Annotated in this window: 18 protein-coding genes and 3 tRNA genes; 12 read left to right on the top strand and 9 right to left on the bottom strand. The window is 35.5% G+C overall.

The window, feature by feature from the left end; all coding sequences use genetic code 11:
• The first annotated feature begins 3 nt into the window (after positions 1–3).
• From DF947_RS04050 to DF947_RS04035, 4 genes are all read left to right on the top strand, one after another.
• A complete protein-coding gene (locus tag DF947_RS04050) occupies positions 4–1,143 on the top strand; it encodes a cystathionine gamma-synthase (protein WP_109928369.1) in 1,140 nt (379 codons plus the stop codon).
• 86 nt (positions 1,144–1,229) lie between these two features.
• Positions 1,230–2,081, top strand: a complete 852-nt coding sequence (locus DF947_RS04045) for a TIGR02757 family protein (protein ID WP_109928368.1) — start codon at positions 1,230–1,232, stop codon at positions 2,079–2,081.
• A gap of 118 nt (positions 2,082–2,199) precedes the next feature.
• Complete coding sequence (locus DF947_RS04040) at positions 2,200–2,814, top strand: Crp/Fnr family transcriptional regulator (RefSeq protein WP_109928367.1); 615 nt, start codon at positions 2,200–2,202, stop codon at positions 2,812–2,814.
• A 775-nt stretch (positions 2,815–3,589) separates the two neighbouring features.
• Entirely contained in the window at positions 3,590–4,237 is a 648-nt protein-coding gene (locus DF947_RS04035; protein ID WP_109928366.1) for a response regulator, read from the top strand.
• Between the two features lie 55 nt (positions 4,238–4,292).
• Here the strand turns inward: DF947_RS04035 and DF947_RS04030 are convergent, their stop codons facing one another.
• Positions 4,293–4,490, bottom strand: a complete 198-nt coding sequence (locus DF947_RS04030; RefSeq protein WP_109928365.1) for a hypothetical protein — start codon at positions 4,488–4,490, stop codon at positions 4,293–4,295.
• A 240-nt stretch (positions 4,491–4,730) separates the two neighbouring features.
• Here DF947_RS04030 and dinB point away from each other — a divergent pair, with 240 nt between their 5' ends.
• From dinB to DF947_RS04010, 4 genes are all read left to right on the top strand, one after another.
• A complete protein-coding gene (gene dinB, locus DF947_RS04025; RefSeq protein WP_109928364.1) occupies positions 4,731–6,038 on the top strand; it encodes a DNA polymerase IV in 1,308 nt (435 codons plus the stop codon).
• Between the two features lie 74 nt (positions 6,039–6,112).
• Complete coding sequence (gene dnaE / locus DF947_RS04020) at positions 6,113–9,130, top strand: DNA polymerase III subunit alpha (RefSeq protein ID WP_109928363.1); 3,018 nt, start codon at positions 6,113–6,115, stop codon at positions 9,128–9,130.
• A gap of 24 nt (positions 9,131–9,154) precedes the next feature.
• Entirely contained in the window at positions 9,155–9,733 is a 579-nt protein-coding gene (locus DF947_RS04015; RefSeq protein ID WP_109928362.1) for a 2'-5' RNA ligase family protein, read from the top strand.
• Positions 9,734–9,828: 95 nt separating this feature from the next.
• Entirely contained in the window at positions 9,829–10,341 is a 513-nt protein-coding gene (locus DF947_RS04010) for a YdeI/OmpD-associated family protein (RefSeq protein ID WP_109928361.1), read from the top strand.
• A gap of 80 nt (positions 10,342–10,421) precedes the next feature.
• On the opposite strand, the gene DF947_RS04005 is transcribed toward DF947_RS04010, so the two are convergent.
• From DF947_RS04005 to DF947_RS03970, 8 genes are all read right to left on the bottom strand, one after another.
• Positions 10,422–11,156, bottom strand: a complete 735-nt coding sequence (locus DF947_RS04005) for a polyprenol monophosphomannose synthase (protein ID WP_109928360.1) — start codon at positions 11,154–11,156, stop codon at positions 10,422–10,424.
• A 188-nt stretch (positions 11,157–11,344) separates the two neighbouring features.
• A complete protein-coding gene (locus DF947_RS04000) occupies positions 11,345–12,838 on the bottom strand; it encodes a peptide MFS transporter (protein WP_109928359.1) in 1,494 nt (497 codons plus the stop codon).
• A gap of 1 nt (position 12,839) precedes the next feature.
• Positions 12,840–14,609, bottom strand: a complete 1,770-nt coding sequence (locus tag DF947_RS03995; protein WP_109928358.1) for a peptide MFS transporter — start codon at positions 14,607–14,609, stop codon at positions 12,840–12,842.
• Positions 14,610–14,751: 142 nt separating this feature from the next.
• Entirely contained in the window at positions 14,752–15,651 is a 900-nt protein-coding gene (locus tag DF947_RS03990; RefSeq protein WP_109928357.1) for a hypothetical protein, read from the bottom strand.
• Positions 15,652–15,720: 69 nt separating this feature from the next.
• A complete protein-coding gene (locus tag DF947_RS03985) occupies positions 15,721–16,896 on the bottom strand; it encodes an acetyl-CoA C-acyltransferase (RefSeq protein WP_109928356.1) in 1,176 nt (391 codons plus the stop codon).
• A 119-nt stretch (positions 16,897–17,015) separates the two neighbouring features.
• Positions 17,016–17,183, bottom strand: coding sequence for an Arc family DNA binding domain-containing protein (locus tag DF947_RS03980; protein WP_109928355.1), 168 nt, complete (start codon positions 17,181–17,183; stop codon positions 17,016–17,018).
• Positions 17,184–17,189: 6 nt separating this feature from the next.
• Entirely contained in the window at positions 17,190–17,711 is a 522-nt protein-coding gene (locus DF947_RS03975) for a hypothetical protein (RefSeq protein ID WP_109928354.1), read from the bottom strand.
• A 3-nt stretch (positions 17,712–17,714) separates the two neighbouring features.
• Complete coding sequence (locus DF947_RS03970) at positions 17,715–18,572, bottom strand: SPFH domain-containing protein (protein ID WP_109928353.1); 858 nt, start codon at positions 18,570–18,572, stop codon at positions 17,715–17,717.
• Between the two features lie 118 nt (positions 18,573–18,690).
• On the opposite strand from DF947_RS03970, the gene DF947_RS03965 reads away from it, so the two are divergent.
• The 4 genes from DF947_RS03965 to DF947_RS03950 all read left to right on the top strand — a co-directional run bounded on the left by DF947_RS03965 (position 18,691) and on the right by DF947_RS03950 (position 21,222).
• The gene (locus DF947_RS03965; RefSeq protein WP_394341478.1) at positions 18,691–20,769 is read left to right on the top strand and encodes an HD family phosphohydrolase; all 2,079 of its coding nucleotides are present in this window, start codon (positions 18,691–18,693) and stop codon (positions 20,767–20,769) included.
• Between the two features lie 77 nt (positions 20,770–20,846).
• Positions 20,847–20,933 (top strand) — tRNA-Ser (locus DF947_RS03960).
• Positions 20,934–21,022: 89 nt separating this feature from the next.
• A tRNA-Pro gene (locus DF947_RS03955) sits at positions 21,023–21,096 on the top strand.
• 52 nt (positions 21,097–21,148) lie between these two features.
• Positions 21,149–21,222: transfer RNA gene (locus DF947_RS03950), tRNA-Pro, on the top strand.
• Positions 21,223–21,301 lie beyond the last annotated feature (79 nt).

Raw genomic sequence — 21,301 nt, 5'->3', positions numbered from 1 at the left:
AAAATGAAATTCGCAACAAAAGCTATACATGCAGGTCAGGAGCCTGACCCAACAACCGGTGCCGTAATGACACCAATTTATCAAACCTCGACATATTGGCAAAAATCGCCTGGTGATAATAAAGGCTATGAATATTCGAGAGGTACAAATCCAACACGCAAAGCCTTAGAAGATTGTCTTGCCGCTTTAGAAAATGCTAAATACGGCTTAGCCTTTTCGAGTGGAATGGGTGCTACCGATGCCGTTTTGAAATTGCTTCAACCTGGTGATGAAGTGATTACAGGGAACGATTTGTATGGTGGTTCTTATCGGATCTTCACTAAAATATTCACTAAATATGGAATCAAATTTCATTTTCTGGATCTTTCAAAACCAGAAAATATGTTGCCATATATTAATGATAAAACCAAATTGGTTTGGATTGAAACACCAACCAACCCAACCATGCAAATTATCGATATAGAGGGGGTAGCTAAAATTACAAAAGAGAAAAATCTGATTTTAACGGTTGATAATACTTTTGCATCTCCTTATTTGCAAAATCCAATTGATTTGGGTGCTGATATTGTAATGCACTCTGTTACTAAATATATTGGTGGTCACTCTGATGTTGTAATGGGCGCTTTGGTTACAAACGATGAGCAGCTTTATAAGGATCTTTGGTTTATTTATAATGCATGTGGCGCAACTCCCGGGCCTCAAGATTCTTTTTTGGTTTTAAGAGGGATTAAAACCTTGCATTTAAGAATGAAGGCACATTGCGAAAACGGTGAGCGTATTGCTCATTACTTAAAAACACATCCAAAGGTTGATAAAATTTATTGGCCAGGTTTTGAAGATCATCCAAATCATGATGTTGCAAAAAGACAGATGCGTGGTTTTGGTGGAATGATTTCCATTACTTTAAAAGGTGCTGATCTTCAGGAAACCTTTAGAATTTCATCTAATTTTAAAGTATTTACGCTTGCCGAATCTTTAGGAGGTGTAGAATCCTTAATCAACCATCCTGCAACGATGACGCACGGTTCAATACCCAAAGAAGAGCGTGAAAAAGTTGGGGTGACCGATAATTTATTGCGTTTAAGTGTTGGAGTAGAGGATATTGATGATTTATTAGAAGACTTAGAAAACGCTTTGAAATAAGCTATTTCAAATAATTGAAATCAAGTCATTCGATAGATAAAGGCATTAGCCGATATTCTACGGATGACTTTTTAGTTTAAATACAAATGGATTTTTTAGAACTGCAAAATTTTCTCGATCAAAAGGTTGAACAATATAACCAACCCAACTTTATTGCAAATGATCCAATTTGTATTCCGCATTTGTTCGAAAAAAAACAGGATATAGAAATTTCGGGGTTTTTTGCGGCGATTTTAGCTTGGGGGCAAAGAAAAACAATTATTAATAAATGTAAGGAATTGCTTGAGCGAATGGATAATGCGCCCTACGATTTTGTACTTAACCATAGCGATCAAGATTTAAAAGGACTTTTGGGATTTAAACACAGAACCTTTAACGATACCGATTTACTATATTTTGTTGCTTTTTTCAAAGCCCATTATCTGAAGTTTAATAGTTTAGAAGACGCATTTATACCGCTTCATGGCATCTATGAATCGGAATATCTTGAAATTAACACTTCCGCTTCTTCAATTCAGCTGGATTCTACTATTTGTCTGGCAGGCGATTTAAACTTTACCATTGAAGATGCTTTAAATCATTTTAGAAGATATTTTTTCGCCCTTGAAGATTTTCCGCATCGAACACAGAAGCACATTTCATCACCTGCGCAAAAATCTACCTGCAAGCGTTTAAATATGTTTTTGCGTTGGATGGTTAGAGATGATTTAATGGGTGTCGATTTTGGAATTTGGAATACAATCAAACCAAAGGATTTGATCTGCCCATGCGATGTACATGTTGATCGGGTAGGGCGATTGTTAGGGCTGATTAATAGAAAACAAACCGATTGGCAAACAGCAGTTGAACTCACTGGAAATTTAAGGCAGTTTGATCCGCAAGATCCTGTTAAATACGACTTTGCACTTTTTGGCTTAGGGGTAGAAAAAATATTATAAATCGACATTTTATTGAGAAATGTCAAAAAAAACTTCGTTATCTCAATCTATCTTCTTATTATTACAGTATAGTTTTATTTAAAGATAAAACAAGTCCATCCTTATAATCGTATTAAAAATGATTGCAGCTAACCTCTCTGATGAAGATAGATGGAAGAGATTTAATAATTTTTCACCACTTATCTCAATTTTCAAGAAATTTCATCCCTTAAATGATGAAATAGAGTTAAGAATAAATCAACATACCTTTCCTGTAAGTTATAAAAAAAATAAATTTCTTGTTTCTCCTGTCGATCGCAATAAATACCTTTTTTTAATAGTGAAAGGAGTTGTTAGAGGTTTTATAAAAGATGGTAAAACAGAAATAACAACATGGATAGCCAAAGAAAACGAAGTTGTAGGTACAATACGCAACTTGTGGATAGAAGGAGATTCTGAAGAATATCTACAAGCATTAGAAGATGTAGAATTGATTGCAATTCCTCATGTATTATCGGATTATTTATACGAGAACTTTCCAGAAGCAAATATTGTAGGCAGGAAAATGATGGAGCTCTATTACCGGTCTGCAGAGGAAAGAGCATTTCTTTGCAGGATTTCATCTGCTGAAAAAAGATATAAACGTTTTTTAGTCTCTTTCCCTGATTTAATCAATAGAGTTTCACTTAAATATATTGCTTCGTTTCTTGCCGTTCGATTAGAAACCCTTAGTAGGATAAGAGCTAAAATTTAAAGACTTTTACGCTTTAGAAAAGCATTTAAATTAAAAAACAAATCGGCGAGCTTCTAAAAAAAGTTCGCCGATTTATTTTTCAAAGAATTTATCATTCGAACCCAATTATGTAGTATTTATAATACTCAATTTTCGAAAGTTGTTGATTATTATCAAAAAAAGAAAATTTTCAAATGCAATTGATAACTACACATACAAAAAGTTATTTTCTTTGATTGTTTCGTTTGTAGTATTGATAAGATGGTTTTAGAGTAATTTTCTAATCCTCAGAACCCAAGAATCAATATATAGAGCAGGTTGCGCAACCAGAAAAATTAATATATGTTTGCCATATTTGAAAATAGATGGGTATTAGGCAAACAATTAAAGGTATTTTAAAGTCAGCCAAATAACTATTTTTTTTTTAGTTTTCAATCCATTTCAGGCCGTACCTGAAGTATAAAAAATGTCCTTTACCAACAAATAATTCCGTTTGAAGTAATTACATAAATTTATGTTCTTCGTTGTCTAAAAATCTTTAGTAGGCCATCGAAATTCTGTAGCATTTTCATTTACAACACCGAATATAAGAATGGCAACTCTTAAAGTTTTTTAAATGGATTCAAGTAAATTGAAGATCAATGTTTGTAGATGTTGAATCCTGAAATATAGATTTACTTATGTAATATATTACGCATAAATCAAGGTGTTGGGTTGTATTATTAATAATATAAAAAATAGAATTTTCGTATAACATTAATATATTTTTAGTAAATTGCACAATATATCAAGTAAAATGAAAGCAAAGAATGCCGGAAGTACATTTACCGTACTTATTGCTGATGATCATGAAATCATCCGCCGTGGACTAAAAAGTTTGATATCTGATTTTTGGGTGGGTGTAGAAATCATACACGCATCAACGTTGGAGCAGGCTTTGGTTGAGGTTGAAAAATCTCCCAACTTAATTATTATAGATGTGAATCTACCGGGCGGAAATAATTTAAAGGTAATCGATCAAATTAAATTGGTTCAATCAAATGCAAAAATTCTTGTGTTTTCATCTTTAAACGAAAATATTTACGCAGTGCCTTACCTTAAATCTGGCGCATCTGGTTACTTAACCAAAAATGCCGAAGAATCCGAAATCGTTACCGCAATAACAACTATTTTAGCTGGTAGCCGCTATTCGAGCAGAAACGTTAAAGAAAACATGTTTAACAGCATTCTTGGTAACGATGCCGATAATCCTTTCACTAAACTATCTGGCAGAGAATTAGAAGTTGCAGAACTTTTAACCAAAGGCATAGGTGTATTAGAAATCTCTAATCAACTTAATTTACAAATGGGTACTGTAAGTACTTATAAGCTTAGACTTTTCCAAAAACTTAAGATAAAAAGCATTATCGAGTTGGCAGAAAAAATGAGCATTTACGAAAAATAAAAACAAAGCTGACAAGCATTTTTACAAATCAGCCTAAAAAAATCTATCCCTAGAGTTATTTATTACTGTTTTTGCTTGTTGTACCTACACCATGCTCATCGCCAGATTCGTTGGGCGTGGTGCCAGCTTTACCATACTTATCCGAAGCACCTTTCCCGTTTTGATCAAACGTGGCTTTCTCTTTAGAAGTTCCCGATGTTTTGGTGTTTGCTTCTTCTTTCTTTTCTGTATCCTTACTATTTTGAGTTTTCATAATCTTAACGTTTAATAAAAATTAAACAGGTATAAACTTTAAAAAGTTTTGATTTATTGAAACTGAATTTTTCTCAAATTTTTACCAGCAACCTTTCCTGAAAAACTTTACCAACAATTTAAAAAACTAAAATTGTTAGTATTTTGTTGATAAATCAATCGGCTTAGAAATTTATAAAGCTAAAAATATTAGTAATTTTGATCTAATGATTTCCTAGTAAACAATAATTAATGGTAGATAATGGACAAGGAGCGACAAATTATCCATATGGACCAAGATGCATTTTTTGTGTCTGTGGAATTGAGAAAAAACCCTAATCTAATTGGAAAACCTATTATTGTTGGTGGGAGTTCTGATCGAGGAGTTGTAACATCTTGTAGCTATGAAGCTCGGAAATTTGGTGTTCATGCGGCTATGCCAGGCAGAATGGCGAAACAGCTTTGTCCACAAGCAATTTTTGTAAGGGGCAACATGGATGATTATTCAAAAGCTTCGCATGAAATTACCGAAATTATTTCTCAGCGTGTTCCACTGTTCGAAAAGGCGAGTATAGACGAGCATTTTATTGATATGACCGGAATGGATCGTTTTTTCGGCTGTATGAAGTTTGCTTCAGAATTAAGACAAACCATTTTAAAAGAAATGCATTTGCCGATTTCTTTTGGCTTATCGATAAATAAAACTGTTTCAAAAATTGTAACAAATGAATGCAAGCCCAATGGCGAACGAGAAATTCCCTACCCTGAAGTTCGTCCATTTTTAAACCCTTTGTCGGTACAAAAAATACCGGGCATTGGCGATTCTACTTATCGAAAGCTGAGTGAGATGGGCGTTCGGAAAATTAAAACGCTTGCCGAAATTCCTCAAGAATTAATGTTCAAAATTTTAGGTCAGCATGGCTTAAGTCTTTTGCAGAAAGCAAATGGAATCGATTTATCGCCCGTGGTTCCTTACCGGGAGCGGAAATCCATCGGCACACAGACTACATTCGAAAACGATAGTATGGATATCAATAAGATGCGTGCAATATTAACTGGAATGGTTACCAATTTAACTTTTGATTTGCGAAGCCAACAGAAATTAACGGCTTGTATCACAGTTACCATAAGGTATTCCAATTTCGAAACGGTTACCCAACAGACTCGAATTCCATACACTGCTTTAGATTCTTTTTTGATTGATAAGGCGCACGATCTATTTAATAAATTATACACCAAACGGATGTTGTTGCGCTTAATCGGGGTTAAACTTTCACACCTCGTTAGTGGTTTCGAACAAATTGGTTTGTATCATACATCAGAAGAAGAATACAGTTTGTATCAAGCTATGGATAAGGTTCGAAATCATTACGGTGTAGAATCGGTAGTGAAAGCCTGCATTGTAAAACCTCCACAAAAAGATGAAAATAATAAGGTAATTAAGTATAACCCACGAAAGAAAAAGGTAAAAGCGGAAGGAGAAAATGAAGAAGATGGGGCACGAAAAAAATCGAGAATTAGAACCTTCATCAATTCGGATATTGGCTCTACAACTAAGCTTGATGGTTAATTGTAAAATTGGTTAACTGCTAACAAAGGCTAAATCTGAATTTGAAAACTGCGAACTGAAAACTGCTAAATGAAATGTTTCTTAACACACATTCTTCGTATAGTCTAAAATACGGCACAATGGATATTCCTAGCATTATTGCACAGGCACGTGCTTTAGGTATTCATCAATTGGTATTGACTGATATCAATAACTCTACAGGTGCGGTCGAATTTATTCGCGAATGTGGTAAACAGGCTATATTTAAAGAGGCAGATGAAGTTCAGAAAGGAAATATTCCTTATCAGATAAAACCCATTGCCGGAATTGAATTTAGACGGGACAATCAATTGCTTTATTTTGGAATAGCCAAAAATAAGGAAGGGATGCGAGAACTTAATGAGTTTTTAAGTCGGCATAATATCGAAAACATCCCACTTCCAGATGATGCACCAATTTTTAAGCATGTTTTTATCGTTTATCCCTTTGTTAAAACCTTCAGCCGAGATTTACGGAAAGATGAATATGTGGGGATTAAAAGTTCTCAGTTAAATTATCTTTACAAACACCCAATACTACAACAACAGGAAAAACTTTTGATTTGGCATCCGGTAACCGTACGTGATAAAATCACCCATCGATTACACGAATACTTAAGGGCTATTGAGTTAAATACACTTTTAACTATGGTGCCCGAAGAACTGAAATGCAATAAAGATGAATATCTGATTTCTGAAGCCGAACTGACCAGCAAATTTGAGCAATTCCCTTTCATCATTGAAAATACGCAAAGATTGATTGATGCCTGTGATTTGAGTATATATTTTGAACCTGGCTCGCAACCGATCTCAAAAAATAGACTTGCTTATTGCAAAGAAGGAGTAGAGGCGGATAAAGTTCTGCTTAGAAGAATTGCTTTTAAAGGTTTGGGATATCGCTACGGAGAAAACAATTTGGTTGCCATTAAGCGAATGGAAAAGGAACTGCGCATTATTGAATTAAAAAATTATTGCGCTTACTTTTTAATCACTTTTGATATTGTACGTTATGCAATGGGCAGGTGCAAGTTTTATCATGTAGGGCGTGGCTCTGGAGCAAATAGTATTGTTGCTTATTGTTTACGCATTACTGATGTAGACCCAATTGATCTGGATTTATATTTCGAACGGTTTTTGCACGAGAAACGAACAAGCCCTCCAGATTTCGATATTGATTTTGCCTGGGATGAACGGGAAACCATTCAGAATTATATATTCAAGAAATACCCCAAATGGCATGTTGCGTTTTTGGGTACCATGAGTACATTTAAAGATCGGGCCATTATTCGCGAAATTGGAAAGGTACTGGGTTTACCCAAGGCAGAGATAGATGGTTTTACCGATCCAACAAGAGAACGCGAAAATTCGTTAAATCCAACGTATAAAAAATTGCTAGCCGTTCATCAGCATATGAAGAGCATGCCCAATCAACGTTCCATTCATGCGGGAGGGATTCTGATTTCCGAAGAACCCATAACTTATTATACAGCCTTAGATTTGCCACCAAAAGGTTTTGCAACCGTGCAATGGGATATGTACGAGGCGGAGGCAATTGGCTATGAAAAATTCGATATTTTAAGCCAAAGGGGTATTGGCCATATCCGGGAAGCCGTTCAGCTAATTAAGCAGAATAAAGGTAAGGACATTGATATTCATGATTTTAAAAATTTTAAGGATGACAAAAAATTAAACGGAATTTTAAGAGAAGGTCAACCAATAGGTTGTTTTTACATTGAATCTCCGGCCATGCGCCAGCTTCTTAAAAAATTAAAGTGCGAAGATTATTTAACCTTGGTGGCCGCAAGTTCTATTATTCGCCCTGGTGTAGCCAGTTCAGGGATGATGAAATCGTTTATCGAACGTTATCATGCGCCTGATAAAGTTGTTTATTTATGCGATGAAATGAAAGAGCAACTTAAAGATACTTACGGTGTTATGGTTTATCAAGAAGATGTAATTAAGGTTTGCCATTATTTTGCAGGATTGGATTTGGCAGAAGCCGATGTCTTACGCAAAGCAATGAGCGGTAAGTATCGCTCTAAACTTGCTTTTGAGGAATTGGTTAATAAATTTTTCGTATCCGCACGTGAGCAGGGCCACTCGGAAGAATTGATTACCGAAGTATGGAGGCAGATTTCTTCTTTCGCTGGTTACAGTTTTTCAAAGGCCCATTCCGCATCTTTTGCAGTAGAAAGTTATCAGAGTCTATATCTAAAAACATATTATCCACAAGAATTTATGGTGGCCGTTTTAAATAATTATGGAGGTTTTTATAGTAGATGGGTGTATGTGCACGAACTACAAAAAATGGGTGCAAAGGTTCATTTACCTTGTGTAAACCATAGTGATGAAGTGGTTAATATTAATGGAGATGATGCTTATCTGGGTTTTATCGGTATTCAGGGGCTTGAAAATAAATTTATAACCGGAATTCCGTGCGAACGGAACTTAAATGGACCTTTCAAGGATTTGGAACAGTTTATTAAACGAACTCAAATTACATTGGAGCAAGCAATCTTATTGATTCGTTTAGGTGCTTTAAGATTTACCGGGAAAGATAAAAAGACTTTGCTATGGGATATTTATAATTATCTGGGCCACAAGCAAAAAAGACCGAATTCTATCGAATTGTTTAATTTAGAACATAAGGAATATAGTTTACCAGTTTTAGAAAATTCTGATATCGAAGATGCTTATCTCGAGCTCGAACTTTTGGGCTATCCCTTAAATTTTAAGATGTTTGATTTTTTGAAAACGGGTTATCGTGGCGATATTATGGCGAATGATTTACATAACCACATTGGCAAGACCGTAAAAATGGTCGGAAATTATGTCTGCGAAAAAACAGTGCATACCATTAAAAATACCAAAATGTGGTTTGGAACATTTTTAGATGCCAATGGCGATTTTTTTGATACTACGCATTTTCCTAATACTACACCTGTGTATCCTTTTGGAGGAAAGGGCTGTTATTTAATTTTAGGTAAAGTAGTAGAAGATTTCAGCTTTCCAAGTATTGAGGTTTTGAAATTCGCCAAGCTGGATATTCATATGAATCCTGTAGCAGTTAATTAAAGTAATAAATAAAAATTAAAAACCATGAACACAAATTTAAAAAGAGATCGATATTCGATAATCGTTTATCCATCACCATTGATAAGGTATTATATTAAGGGCTTAAAAAATATTTTAGCAAAAAGAGTAGGTTGGTATTCCAGTAGAAATTCTGAAGCTCATATAACTATTTTAGAATTCGATGCATTTGAATCAGAACTTGCGATGGCTATCAGATATACGAAATTATTTTGTTATGCTCAGAAACAGTTTCATGTTTCATTTGATAAAATAGTAAATTCACATATAAATACATGTGTGTTTGCACTACCAGATGAAAGTTCAAAACCTAACTTAAACAAGGTACTAAAGATGTTTAGAAAAAATTTTAAGGGAATCAATGTGAAGTTTGGCACTAATGCTCATATATCTATTGCCAGAAATATGAATGATAAACAATTGAATTCTGTTGATAATATTTTTGATGAAATAGATTTGAATTTTGAGTGTGATACCATTGCCATTAGAAAATTGAATTCGATGAAAGGACAATTTGAAGTAATTTACCAATTTAATTTTTTAGGTTACCCACCTATTGAAGGGCAACTTGATTTATTTGAATAATAAAGTGAGCCGAATATAAACGCTAATCGGCTCAAAAATTAGCTGTTTTATGAGCCGAATAAATTTTTATTACCCCAAATTTCTATATTTATTTCATGATTCATTTTAAAGCTGAGATAGAACGTTTTGATAGCATGGGCGAAAAAACCGGATGGAGTTATGTCTTTATCCCCGCAAATTTGGCCAACCAGATTAAGCCTGATTGTAAGGTAAGCTTTCGAGTTAAAGGAAAAATCGATCTGGTTGAAGTTTTGGGAATGGCGGTAATGCCGATGGGAGAGGGCGATTTTATTCTCGCGTTAAAAAGTGAACTTAGAAAAAAATTAAAGAAAGAAGCGGGTGCATCGGTAGAGCTCAGCCTTGAAGAAGATAAGGATTTTAAAATAGAAATGCCCGAAGATTTGGAAATGTGCCTTTCAGACGAGGAACATTTAATGTCTAATTTTTTGAAACAGCCAAAGTCACATCAAAACTATTACATCAACTGGATTAATCAGGCTAAAACGGAGACAACGAGAACTAAAAGATTGGCAATGACGGTGACTGCGATGCACAAGAAACAGGATTTTGGTACAATGATGAGAGAAAGCAAATCAAAAAAGTTGTAAGTTTATCGTGTTTATTTGGCTCAATTACCGATAAACCAATGAACTAATGACCAATGAACGAATAGCTAATGACCAATAAACTATTGAACCCTTTTATAATTCCTAAACCAGCTATTTACTTTCATTTGAATTACGCCTAAAAATGCTTCCCTAAAAATACGCGTACTCATTTTTGATGTTCCTTCGGTTCTGTCGGTAAAAATGATCGGAACTTCTACCACATTAAATCCGAATTTAATGGCCGTAAATTTCATTTCGATTTGAAAAGCATAACCCACAAATCTTATTTTATCTAGTGGAATGGTTTCGAGCACTATTCTGCGGTAACATTTAAAACCAGCAGTAGCATCTTGGATATTTATTCGGGTGATAAAGCGAACGTACATAGAAGCAAAGTACGACATTAAAACCCTTCCCATTGGCCAGTTTACCACATTTACGCCTTTTACATATCTAGATCCTATTGCAACATCAGCTCCATTAACACAGGCTTCACGCAAACGCGACAAATCATCAGGGTTATGAGAAAAATCGGCATCCATCTCAAAAACGTATAGATAATCTCTTTGTAAGGCCCAGTTAAAACCATAAATATACGCAGTTCCCAAACCCTGTTTCCCGGCACGTTCTTCAATAAATAAATGCCCTGGATACTCGACTTGTAAAGATTTAACAATATCCGCTGTACCATCTGGTGAGCCATCATCAATAATTAAAACATGAAAAGGTTGAGTCAAAGAAAATACCTTTCGGATTATCTTTTCGATATTTTCCTTTTCATTGTAGGTTGGGATGATAACTAAACTATCTGACACTGTATTTTATGTAAATTAAATCCTTTTCGCTTTCTGATGGCGAAAGTAAATATTAAAAACGAAACATCATGTTTTTTTCATGATTTACAAACTCGTTAACCAAATCATGGCTGCTTCGCTATAGTTGATAAATAAATAAAAAACCCGCATCAATAAAAACTGATACGGGTTAAATTTTTTAAGCTGATTTATCTAACTTCTTGCATCAATTTTTTAATTAACTGCGAAAATACAATTAATGCCAAACCAGCAATTAACGAGTATAATGCCAACGCTTTGTAACCTTCTGTATAAGCAATAAGTTTAGTTGGCAATGTTGCATTATCTATGCTAGACATCTCTGCCCCAAGCTTTCCTGCTGCAAGTTGTCCAAATGCACTAAATAGAAACCAAAGTCCCATCATCATACCAAACATTCTTTTTGGCGATAATTTAGTGATAATAGACATCCCGATTGGACCAATGCATAACTCGCCAAGTGTTAGCAACAAATAGGCGAATGTAAAAACATTAAGCGAGCTAATGCCTTGTACGTTTGCAAAAAAACGTGTGGCATAAAAGGCATAAAAGCTTGCCGCCAAAAGAATAAAACCTAAACCAAATTTTACTACTGTATTAGGTTCTATTTTGCGTTTATAAAGTCCTAGCCATAAAATTCCAATAATCGGACTAAAAACAATTACGAAAAATGAGTTAACACTATTGTTTACAACGTTAGGGTCTATATTCAAGAAAAGGATTTTATGATCTAAATTATCCTTTGCAAACAAAGATAACGAACCACCGCTTTGCTCTGATATTGCCATAAAAATGAAATAGCAAAATATAAAAACAAACGCCGCCAATAATTTATATTGAGCTTTCCTATCCTTTATTTTAATGGTTTCGTAAATAAAATAAACCATTGCAATTACGCCAAGCGTGTACATAAAATAGTCGGTGAAAGAGGTGTTTCTCACCATTATAAAAATTAGAGGAATACATAAAAGTGAACCTACATAAACCGCAATTTCATAAGTTTTCTGCTTTGTTTTTGCAAGATGTAATAATGGAGAAATACCAATTGGCCCCAAGTGCTTTTTTGTGAAAATAAACGTTCCTAAGCCAAATGCCATAACCAAAGCTGCGGAAAGAAAGCAGTAATGCCAGTTGTAATATTTTCCAAGATAGATACATAATGCACCGCCCAATAATCCGCCAACGTTAATTCCGGCATAGAAAAGTCCATAACCGGCATCTCTGCGATTATCTTTCTCGTGATACAATTCTCCAACCATTGATGAGATGTTCGGTTTGAAAAATCCTGTTCCTATAATGGATAAAGTTATACCCACATAAAACAGATCGTGCGGAGAAAAGGCTAAGATTAAGTTACCAATAATCATTAAAGATCCGCCCCAAAATAAGGATTTCCTAAAGCCCAGAATCTTATCGGCAAATATACCTCCTATAAAGGTAAAGGCATAAACAAAGGCCTGAATGGCTCCGTACTGAAGATTTGATTTTTGATCCGTTAAATGCAATTGATCAACCATAAAAAAGGCCAATACACCCCGCATGCCATAGAAACAGAAACGTTCCCACATTTCTACCAAAGATAAATACCAAAGTTGCTTTGGATATTTACCTTCAAAGTTCTGAATTTCTTCTAGAGAAATCGTTTTTTCAGCTGTAATTTCCATACTATTTTACGCCGTGCATTAATTTTTTAATGATAGGGGTAAGGAGCATGATAAAAACCCCGAGACCTACAGGAATTAAAGTGAAAATCAAGAAAAAGGTAGACATTGAATATTGAGCTGTAATTTTATCGATCATGCCGCCCATGGTTCCCGCAATTTTATTTCCAATAGCAATAGCCAAATACCAAATCCCGAACATAATTCCAATCATACGACCGGGAACAAGTTTAGAAACATACGATAAGCCAACTGGAGAAATAAATAGTTCGCCCATGGTATGGAAAAAGTAAGCTAAAATAAGCCAGATCATGCTAACCGAAGCTATTTTTGCCCCGGATGGAATTGAACTTGAGCCGTAAGCCAAAGCAGCAAATCCTATACCAAGTAAAATCATACCCAAACCATTTTTAACCGTTGCGGTTGGGTTGTATTTGCTTTCCCAAATTTTAGATACTAATGGTGCAAACGAAATAATAAATAATGAATTAAGTACACCAAACCAAGTTGCCGGAACTTCAGCTTTAACATCGCTGTATTGGTTTTTAAGCATATAGATTACAATAATCCAAATTAATGCAAAGCCAATGGCTAGAATAATATTTCCTAAGGCAAACTTGCCAAACGTTTTTCTAAACAGGCTGAAAAGCACATAAGTAATAATCACCAATGGAACAACCGTAATTAATGTATTGGCAACGTTGAAGACTATTTTGGCATTTCCCTGCAATAATCTCGCAGTATAATCTTTTGCGAAAATCGTCATTGAACCGCCGGCCTGTTCAAAGGCAGCCCAAAAGAATATGGTAATAAATGCGAGTACGATTACAACAATCATCTTATCTCTAAGCTTAGGTGTGTACTGCGCAATTCTTTTAATCAGAATAAAAATGAACAGGGCCAGAGCAACAATTATTGCAAAGTTATCGCCAGTTAATTTTCCAACGGTGAAATTAAATACGGTATGCCCCGAGATTTTTGAATAAGGATCGTTAATGATCCAAACCAATCCAATTACAGAAATTAAAACAATTAAAACGATATCGAATATAGAAAATGGATTCTTTTTTGCTTCTGCTGGGTCTTCATCCTCATCAACAACTTCTACATTATTTACGGGTTTTAAACCGATTGAGCCAAAAATGTTCTTGGTAAAATAGAATTGTAGCATTCCTACAAACATGAAGATACCTGCAAGTCCGAAACCGTAGCTCCAGCCCCAATTTGCACTTTCTCCAATGTAACCACAAAGCAACATCCCTAAAAATGCACCCGAATTAACACCCATGTAAAATATGGTATATGCCCCATCCTTCTTCTCTGGATGTTTTTTATACATATGAGATAAAATCGAAGTCATATTAGGCTTGAAAAATCCATTTCCAACTACTAGAAGGCATAAACCTAGATACATGAAAATAGGATTAACCTCAAAAGCCATCGAAAGATGGCCAAGTGTCATTAAAAAGGCTCCAACAATTACGGCCCAACGGTATCCAATTAATCTATCTGCAATGTATCCACCCAAAATTGGTGTTAAGTAAGCAAGCGAAGTATAAGAACCATAAATGGCCAGTGCGTGTTCCCTTGGCCAACCCCAACCTTTGTTTTCACCTAAAATAGATGAGGTTAAAAACAATACTAATAAGGCCCGCATGCCATAATACGAAAATCTTTCCCACATTTCGGTAAAGAAAAGTACAAATAGACCAGCCGGATGACCTAATACTTTTTCTTTAAAGAAATCGTCCTTGGTTTCAATAGTTGTTTGCATAAAACATTTGTTGGTTTTAGTTTATGAATTCAGAATTTGTGTGTTGTTTAAGTTAGTTTAGCAGGGCGCAATATAGTCAGCGATTGGCAAACTCACAAATTTTTAACTCACGAAGAACGTAATGAAGATGTTAAATAGTAGCCTATTCAAACTTTCTGATAGGTTTTACATTTTTCTTAGGATCTGCATACAGATCATCGCTGGCATTGGGATTATTTTTAAGCTCCAGATTTTCTTGAAGTTTAAGTTTACCACCTATAACCTTAAAGCCATCAATATTGCCATCCGATCCATAAAACTCATATTTTCCAACCATTTCAGGGTCGAAAGGAGCAAGGTGATCAAAAACAATCAAGCCAGCTTTTGGCTCGGTTTTAAGTATCATTGCATTAGCTTTTGTATACTCAAAAATGATTCTGTTTTTCCCTTTAAGATCTTTTCCATCAAAAACCGGAGCTCCAAATATTGCGTTTTCTTTATCGAAGGATAAAATTTCAATAACTTTTTTGGTTGTGGTTTGGGTATTTCCCTTCCATCCTAAAAGTACGTAGTAAGGTAATCTTCCGCCAGAAGTAACTGGAATAATTTCGTAATATCTGGCGCCAAACCATTTTTGGTTATTGCCAATCGCGTTTGGATCGGTAATGTTTTCGGTTTGATCAATAAGTGGATAAAGTTTAAGCGGGGTGCTGCCCGTATTCATTTGTATTGCACCATAATAACGATAGGTGCCATTTTCCAGTTGTACATACCAACTTAAAATTCTAAAAGCCTGATCGGAAGATTTTACAATGGATACATTTTTTAATGAATCAAAAGAATAGGAAAAGGAATTAGGCGTTTTTAGCGCTTCAACAAGCATTTTAACAAATTTTCCATTTTTGGACAAGCGCTGTTCATCGCTGTCTTCTGCTTTAATTGAAGCTGTTGTTTTTATTAAGCTATCTTGAAAAACATCGAGTTTGCTGGTGGCCTGCTGTGCTTTTACAACAGAACTTACCAAGCCAATCAATACAAATAAATAGAATTTGATGTTTCTCATCTTATAATTTACAATAAATATAATTATAAAGTTGCAGGTAAAATACCAGCAACTTTATTTATTAATTCTTTACAATTTCTCTACTACAAGCGCACTTGCCCCACCGCCTCCATTACAAATACCGGCAACGCCAATTTTGCCATTGTTTTGTTCTAAAACAGATAGTAAGGTAACAACAATTCTTGCTCCTGATGCACCAAGCGGATGACCAAGTGAAACTGCACCACCATTAACGTTTACCTGGTTCTCATTTAAATCCAATATTTGATTGTTTGCTATGGAAACTACCGAAAATGCTTCATTAATCTCAAAGAAGTCAACAGATTTGATATCAACGTTGGCTTTTGATAACGCCAAGGGAATTGCCTTTGACGGGGCAGTAGTAAACCATTCTGGAGCCTGTTGAGCATCAGCAAAACTTAAAATTCTTGCCAAAGGTTTTATTCCGAGTGCTTTTGCTTTTTCGGCATTCATTAAAACGAGTGCGGCTGCGCCATCGTTTAGGGTAGATGCATTGGCCGCCGTAACTGTTCCATCTTTTTTAAATACAGGTTTTAGTCCCGGAATTTTATCAAATTTAACAGCAGTTGGCTCATCATCTGTATCGATTACAGAAATTTCTCCTTTCCTATCTTTAACTTCTATTGCAACAATTTCATTTTTAAATTTTCCTGCAGTTTGGGCAGATTGTGCCCTTTTATAGGATTCAATTGCGAAATTATCTTGTTGTTCACGGCTTATGTTGCACTCGCTTGCACAAAGTTCTGCTGCCGATCCCATATGATAATCATTGTACACATCCCAAAGGCCATCTTTTACCAGGCCATCGGTAATTTGTCCATGTCCTAATCTGTAGCCGTTTCTGGCTTTGTCTAAATAATATGGAACGTTACTCATACTCTCCATTCCGCCGGCTATTATAATATCGCTATCTCCAATAGCAATGCTTTGTGCTGCCAGCATAATTGCTTTTGTACCCGATGCGCAAACTTTATTAATACCTGTTGCGGGCAAATCTGGAAGGCCTGCAAATTTTGCAGCTTGTGTTGCAGGTGCTTGACCTAAATTAGCTGAAAGTACATTTCCCATGTAAACTTCCTGAATCTGATCTGGTTTTAGTCCGGCCTTTTCCACTGCAGATTTAATGGCGAAACCGCCTAATTGACTGGCCGAAAATTGGGCCAATGAACCTCCAAAACTGCCAATAGGTGTTCTTACAGCCGATACGATTACAACTTCTCTCATTTAAAATAAATTTTATGAATTTTTGGTTAGCCCACTAAGGTATGCATTTTTTGATATTGCATAAACGCTGAAGACTGCATTTTAGCATGGCAGGTATATACATAACAAGAAGATTAGATTTAAGATTCCTTAGTCTTGTCCTTTTTTCTTGATTTTAATGCCTGATTGAGTAGAAACTCTATCTGTCCATTTGTGCTTCTAAATTCATCAGCCGCCCAAACTTCTACTTCTTTTAATAAAGCAGGACTTATTCTTAATACAAAAGCTTTTTTATCTTTCTCGGCCATCCTTACTTATTCTATTGCTTTAATATTGTATTTTGTTTTTAAGTTGATGAGGAATAACTCTACCTCATCAACTTTGTTTGTACTGAACAGCAACTTTTTGCCATTTTTAAATTCGAGCTGAAGACCTTTGTTGCCGTCATTTAAAATGTATGCCTTGTCATTAAGTTTAAACCAAAGTCGGTTTTTTACGCCATAACCACCGTACTCAGAGAATGCATCATATTTTCTGATATAAGCTTTTTCAATATCTGTCCAATGGAAAATTCGCGGTTTTACATTAAACGGGAAATATTTAAAAGCGATACCCTCGGCATTTATTTTTAAGGTTAGCTTGTTTCTCTGAATTATGAAAATAATCAAAAAGGGAAGGAGGACAGCCCAAAATGGAGCGAAATAGTTGCTTTTTAAATCCTGTAAGCTCGTTCCACCCTTATCAAAAAGAACAATGCTTAAAACCATAACAGCATCAATGCCCAATAAAATATAGAGCCACCAAAGGTTTAAATTTTGTCTTTCTTCGAATTCCATTAGTTAGTTATATAGCGTACCAGTATTTACCACCGGTTGTACATGTCTATCACCACAAAGAACAACCAATAAATTGCTTACCATAGCGGCTTTTCGTTCCTCATCTAATTCTACAATTCCTTTTTGCGATAACTTTTCTAATGCCATTTCTACCATTCCAACGGCGCCTTCTACAATTAGTTTGCGAGCTGCTATTACCGCTGTAGCCTGTTGGCGTTGAAGCATTGCGCTTGCAATTTCTGGTGCATAGGCCAAGTGAGAAATCCGGGCTTCTAAAACTTCAATTCCGGCTCTCGACAAACGTTCATTTAATTCGCTTTCTAAAAGTTCGCTTACTTTTTCTGCACCATCTTTTAATGTAATGCTGGTTTCTTCGCCTTCTGCATGATCGTAAGGGAAGATATTAGCCAAATGCCTTACTGCCGCTTCACTCTGTATGTTTACATATTGAAGATAGTTTTCTACAGAGAAAATGGCTTTTGCCGTTTCGTTCACTTTCCAAACCACTACAGCGGCAATTTCTATCGGATTTCCCAGCTTGTCGTTTACTTTAAGCTGTTGCCCATTTAAGTTGTTTGCACGAAGCGAAACCTTTCTTTTGTTGGTTAAGGGGTTAACCCAAAAAAATCCATCGGTTTTTACTGTGCCAACATATTTACCAAATAGGGTTAGCACTTTTGATTCGTTGGGGTTATTAATGATCAATCCTGGGAGCACTAGGAAAAAATTGAAGGCCAGGATACAGCCACCCCAAATAAAGTTTTCCGTAACAAAACAAAAGATTGCTCCCGCTAAAAGCACTATAAATAATGCAAATGTTAAATACCCAGATGGTGGGCTGATAATTTTTTCCTGATACATATTTGATATTAATTTGATATCATAAAGTAAAATATAAAATCTGGTAATTGCAAACAAAAACAGTAAAATGTATATTAGATAAAAATGTTATTTTTGACAGCATCTTAAATGTATTGTTTTGGCCAAAATCAAGAGAAATTCGCATAAAATCCTGTATCGTAAGTATTCATCAAATCTGAAATATGTAATGATGATTTTTACGGTGTTCATAATAACCCTTTTTCTGCCTAAACAGCCACGTTTCAGGTATGAGTTTGAAAAAGGTACTGTATGGATGAATAAGGATCTGATTTCGCCATTTAGTTTTGCCATCCTTAAAACTAACCCGCAGGTTAGCAATGATAAAAAGAATGCCTTAAAGGATATATTGCCAATTTATCAGTTTGATAAAAGCATCGTAGCCAATGCGCTCGAAGAATTTTCAAACGAGTTTGATATTAAATGGCGATCTACACAACTAGATGAGAAAGACAAAATTGCCTATAAAACCGAAGCTTATAAGTTATTGCAGGATATTTATTCCAAAGGAATAATCGGACTCAATGTGAAACATCAGGTTGGTGGAAAGAATTATGATTTTTCACTGGTTGAAAATAATGTTTCAAAGCAAAAAAACACTCAAGACATTTTTACCGCAGAAACCGCGCTTCAGTTTTTTAAAGATAATTTCAAAGCGCCCAACCAGGTTATGGCAGACCTTATCGGTAATTTAGCCGAAGATCACATTACTCCAAATATTGTATTTGATGAAAGGTTAACACAAACCGTTCAGGATAATACGGTTAATAGTGTTTCTACCACAAAAGGAATGGTGCAAAAGGGAGAACTTATCGTAGCTAAAAATGATAGGATAGATGATGAAATCTATCAAAAGCTAGAATCCTATAAGGCTACATACGATGCCCAGACAAAAACAATCGGAAGCCAGAGCCTTGTATATTTAGGGCAGGTTGTTTTGGTAGGATTTATCCTCACCATATTAATGTCGTTCCTTTTTCTGTTCCGAAAGGATATTTTTGCCGATAATCGTCAGCTCTCTTTAATCCTAATAGTAACCACTGGAATGTTGCTCTCGCTAACGTGGGCGCTAAAAATGAATCTTTCTAGTCTGTATTACATTCCTTTCTGTGTCGTACCTATTATTATAAGAATTCTTTTTGATACTCGACTGGCCCTTTACCTGCACATGCTGGTGATTTTAATTGCAGGCTTTTTTGTTGCCAATAGTTTCGAATTTGTGTTCTATCAGGTCACAGCTGGTATGGTTGCTATTTTTAGCATTAAGAATTTTGTAAAAAGAGAACGGTTTTTGGTTTCTGCAATGTTTATTCTACTGGCGTATTTTGTTTCTTTTGTAGGGATTGCATTACTTCGAGAAGGATCTTTTAGAGAAATTGAATGGATTAATTTTGTGCCATTCGTATTCAGTGTGTTGCTTTCCCTTTTAGCTTATCCATTAATTTATTTGTTCGAAAGGGTTTTTGGTATCACTTCCGATGTAGCTTTGATAGAACTGACCAATACAAATAACAAACTTTTGAGAGAGCTGGCCTTTAAAGCGCCTGGAACCTTTCAGCACTCTTTACAAGTAGCCAATCTTGCTGAAGCAGCAATTTTTAAAATAGGCGGGAATTCTGTTTTGGTTAGGGCCGGAGCACTATATCATGATATAGGGAAAGTCGACAACCCTCAATACTTTATCGAAAATCAAAACACGGCTGTTAGTCCGCATGATAAACTGCCTTATGAACAAAGTGCGCAGATTATTATCCAGCATGTACATAAAGGAATAGAGATTTTAAGAAAAAATCAAATTCCCGAAGCAATTATAGATTTTATCAGAACGCATCATGGCAATACAAGGGTTGATTATTTTTACCAGTCATTTTTAAAAAACTCGCCAGAAAAATTTGTCGATGAAAATATTTTCCGCTATCCTGGGCCAATCCCTTTTAGCAAGGAAACAGGAGTTTTAATGCTGGCAGATTCTGTAGAAGCAGCCTCAAGAAGTCTGAAAAATCCCGATGCTCAGAACATAAATGACATCGTTGAAAGGATAATTAACTATAAATTGGAACAAAATCAGTTGGATGACTGCGATTTAACACTAAAAGATATTGAGACTATCAAATTGATTTTCAAGACGATGCTGATGAGCATCTATCATGTGCGAATAGATTATCAACAACTTTCTTAATTTTTTTTTGCAGAATAGGTTGTTTTGCTATATTTGCACACCGAAAAACAAGTCGGATGACAGGTTTTGAAGAAAAAGGAGAGGTGCCTGAGTGGCCGAAAGGAACAGTTTGCTAAACTGTCGTACTGGTAACGGTACCGCGGGTTCGAATCCCGCCCTCTCCGCAAAATAAATTAACAAAAATAATCGGATTTATCATTTTAAAACCGTTACTTTGCAAACCCTTCGAAAGAGGGAAAACAGATACCAAGTTCGGGATGTAGCGTAGCCCGGTATCGCGCCTGCTTTGGGAGCAGGAGGTCGTAGGTTCGAATCCTGCCATCCCGACAAAAAGTTCAATCCACTTTACAAAAGGATTAAAAAAGGTGATACCTAAGTTCGGGATGTAGCGTAGCCCGGTATCGCGCCTGCTTTGGGAGCAGGAGGTCGTAGGTTCGAATCCTGCCATCCCGACTACAAATCGAAAGATTTATAAAACCCTCTAAATTTATTTAGAGGGTTTTTTGTTTCGTGAAAATCAATTGTTAATTAT

Origin of the sequence: Pedobacter paludis, assembly GCF_003173575.1 — a bacterium.
Taxonomy (GTDB): Bacteria; Bacteroidota; Bacteroidia; order Sphingobacteriales; family Sphingobacteriaceae; genus Pedobacter; species Pedobacter paludis.
This window is presented reverse-complemented; position numbering and strand designations above follow the sequence as displayed.

What these genes read in the sequence shown, in the direction of transcription:
- DF947_RS04050 (WP_109928369.1), top strand. Translation starts at nt 4, where the DNA reads ATGAAATTCGCAACAAAAGCTATACATGCAGGTCAGGAGCCTGACCCA.
- DF947_RS04045 (WP_109928368.1), top strand. Translation starts at nt 1,230, where the DNA reads ATGGATTTTTTAGAACTGCAAAATTTTCTCGATCAAAAGGTTGAACAA.
- DF947_RS04040 (WP_109928367.1), top strand. Translation starts at nt 2,200, where the DNA reads ATGATTGCAGCTAACCTCTCTGATGAAGATAGATGGAAGAGATTTAAT.
- DF947_RS04035 (WP_109928366.1), top strand. Translation starts at nt 3,590, where the DNA reads ATGAAAGCAAAGAATGCCGGAAGTACATTTACCGTACTTATTGCTGAT.
- DF947_RS04030 (WP_109928365.1), bottom strand. Translation starts at nt 4,490, where the DNA reads ATGAAAACTCAAAATAGTAAGGATACAGAAAAGAAAGAAGAAGCAAAC.
- dinB (WP_109928364.1), top strand. Translation starts at nt 4,731, where the DNA reads ATGGACAAGGAGCGACAAATTATCCATATGGACCAAGATGCATTTTTT.
- dnaE (WP_109928363.1), top strand. Translation starts at nt 6,113, where the DNA reads ATGTTTCTTAACACACATTCTTCGTATAGTCTAAAATACGGCACAATG.
- DF947_RS04015 (WP_109928362.1), top strand. Translation starts at nt 9,155, where the DNA reads ATGAACACAAATTTAAAAAGAGATCGATATTCGATAATCGTTTATCCA.
- DF947_RS04010 (WP_109928361.1), top strand. Translation starts at nt 9,829, where the DNA reads ATGATTCATTTTAAAGCTGAGATAGAACGTTTTGATAGCATGGGCGAA.
- DF947_RS04000 (WP_109928359.1), bottom strand. Translation starts at nt 12,838, where the DNA reads ATGGAAATTACAGCTGAAAAAACGATTTCTCTAGAAGAAATTCAGAAC.
- DF947_RS03995 (WP_109928358.1), bottom strand. Translation starts at nt 14,609, where the DNA reads ATGCAAACAACTATTGAAACCAAGGACGATTTCTTTAAAGAAAAAGTA.
- DF947_RS03990 (WP_109928357.1), bottom strand. Translation starts at nt 15,651, where the DNA reads ATGAGAAACATCAAATTCTATTTATTTGTATTGATTGGCTTGGTAAGT.
- DF947_RS03985 (WP_109928356.1), bottom strand. Translation starts at nt 16,896, where the DNA reads ATGAGAGAAGTTGTAATCGTATCGGCTGTAAGAACACCTATTGGCAGT.
- DF947_RS03980 (WP_109928355.1), bottom strand. Translation starts at nt 17,183, where the DNA reads ATGGCCGAGAAAGATAAAAAAGCTTTTGTATTAAGAATAAGTCCTGCT.
- DF947_RS03975 (WP_109928354.1), bottom strand. Translation starts at nt 17,711, where the DNA reads ATGGAATTCGAAGAAAGACAAAATTTAAACCTTTGGTGGCTCTATATT.
- DF947_RS03970 (WP_109928353.1), bottom strand. Translation starts at nt 18,572, where the DNA reads ATGTATCAGGAAAAAATTATCAGCCCACCATCTGGGTATTTAACATTT.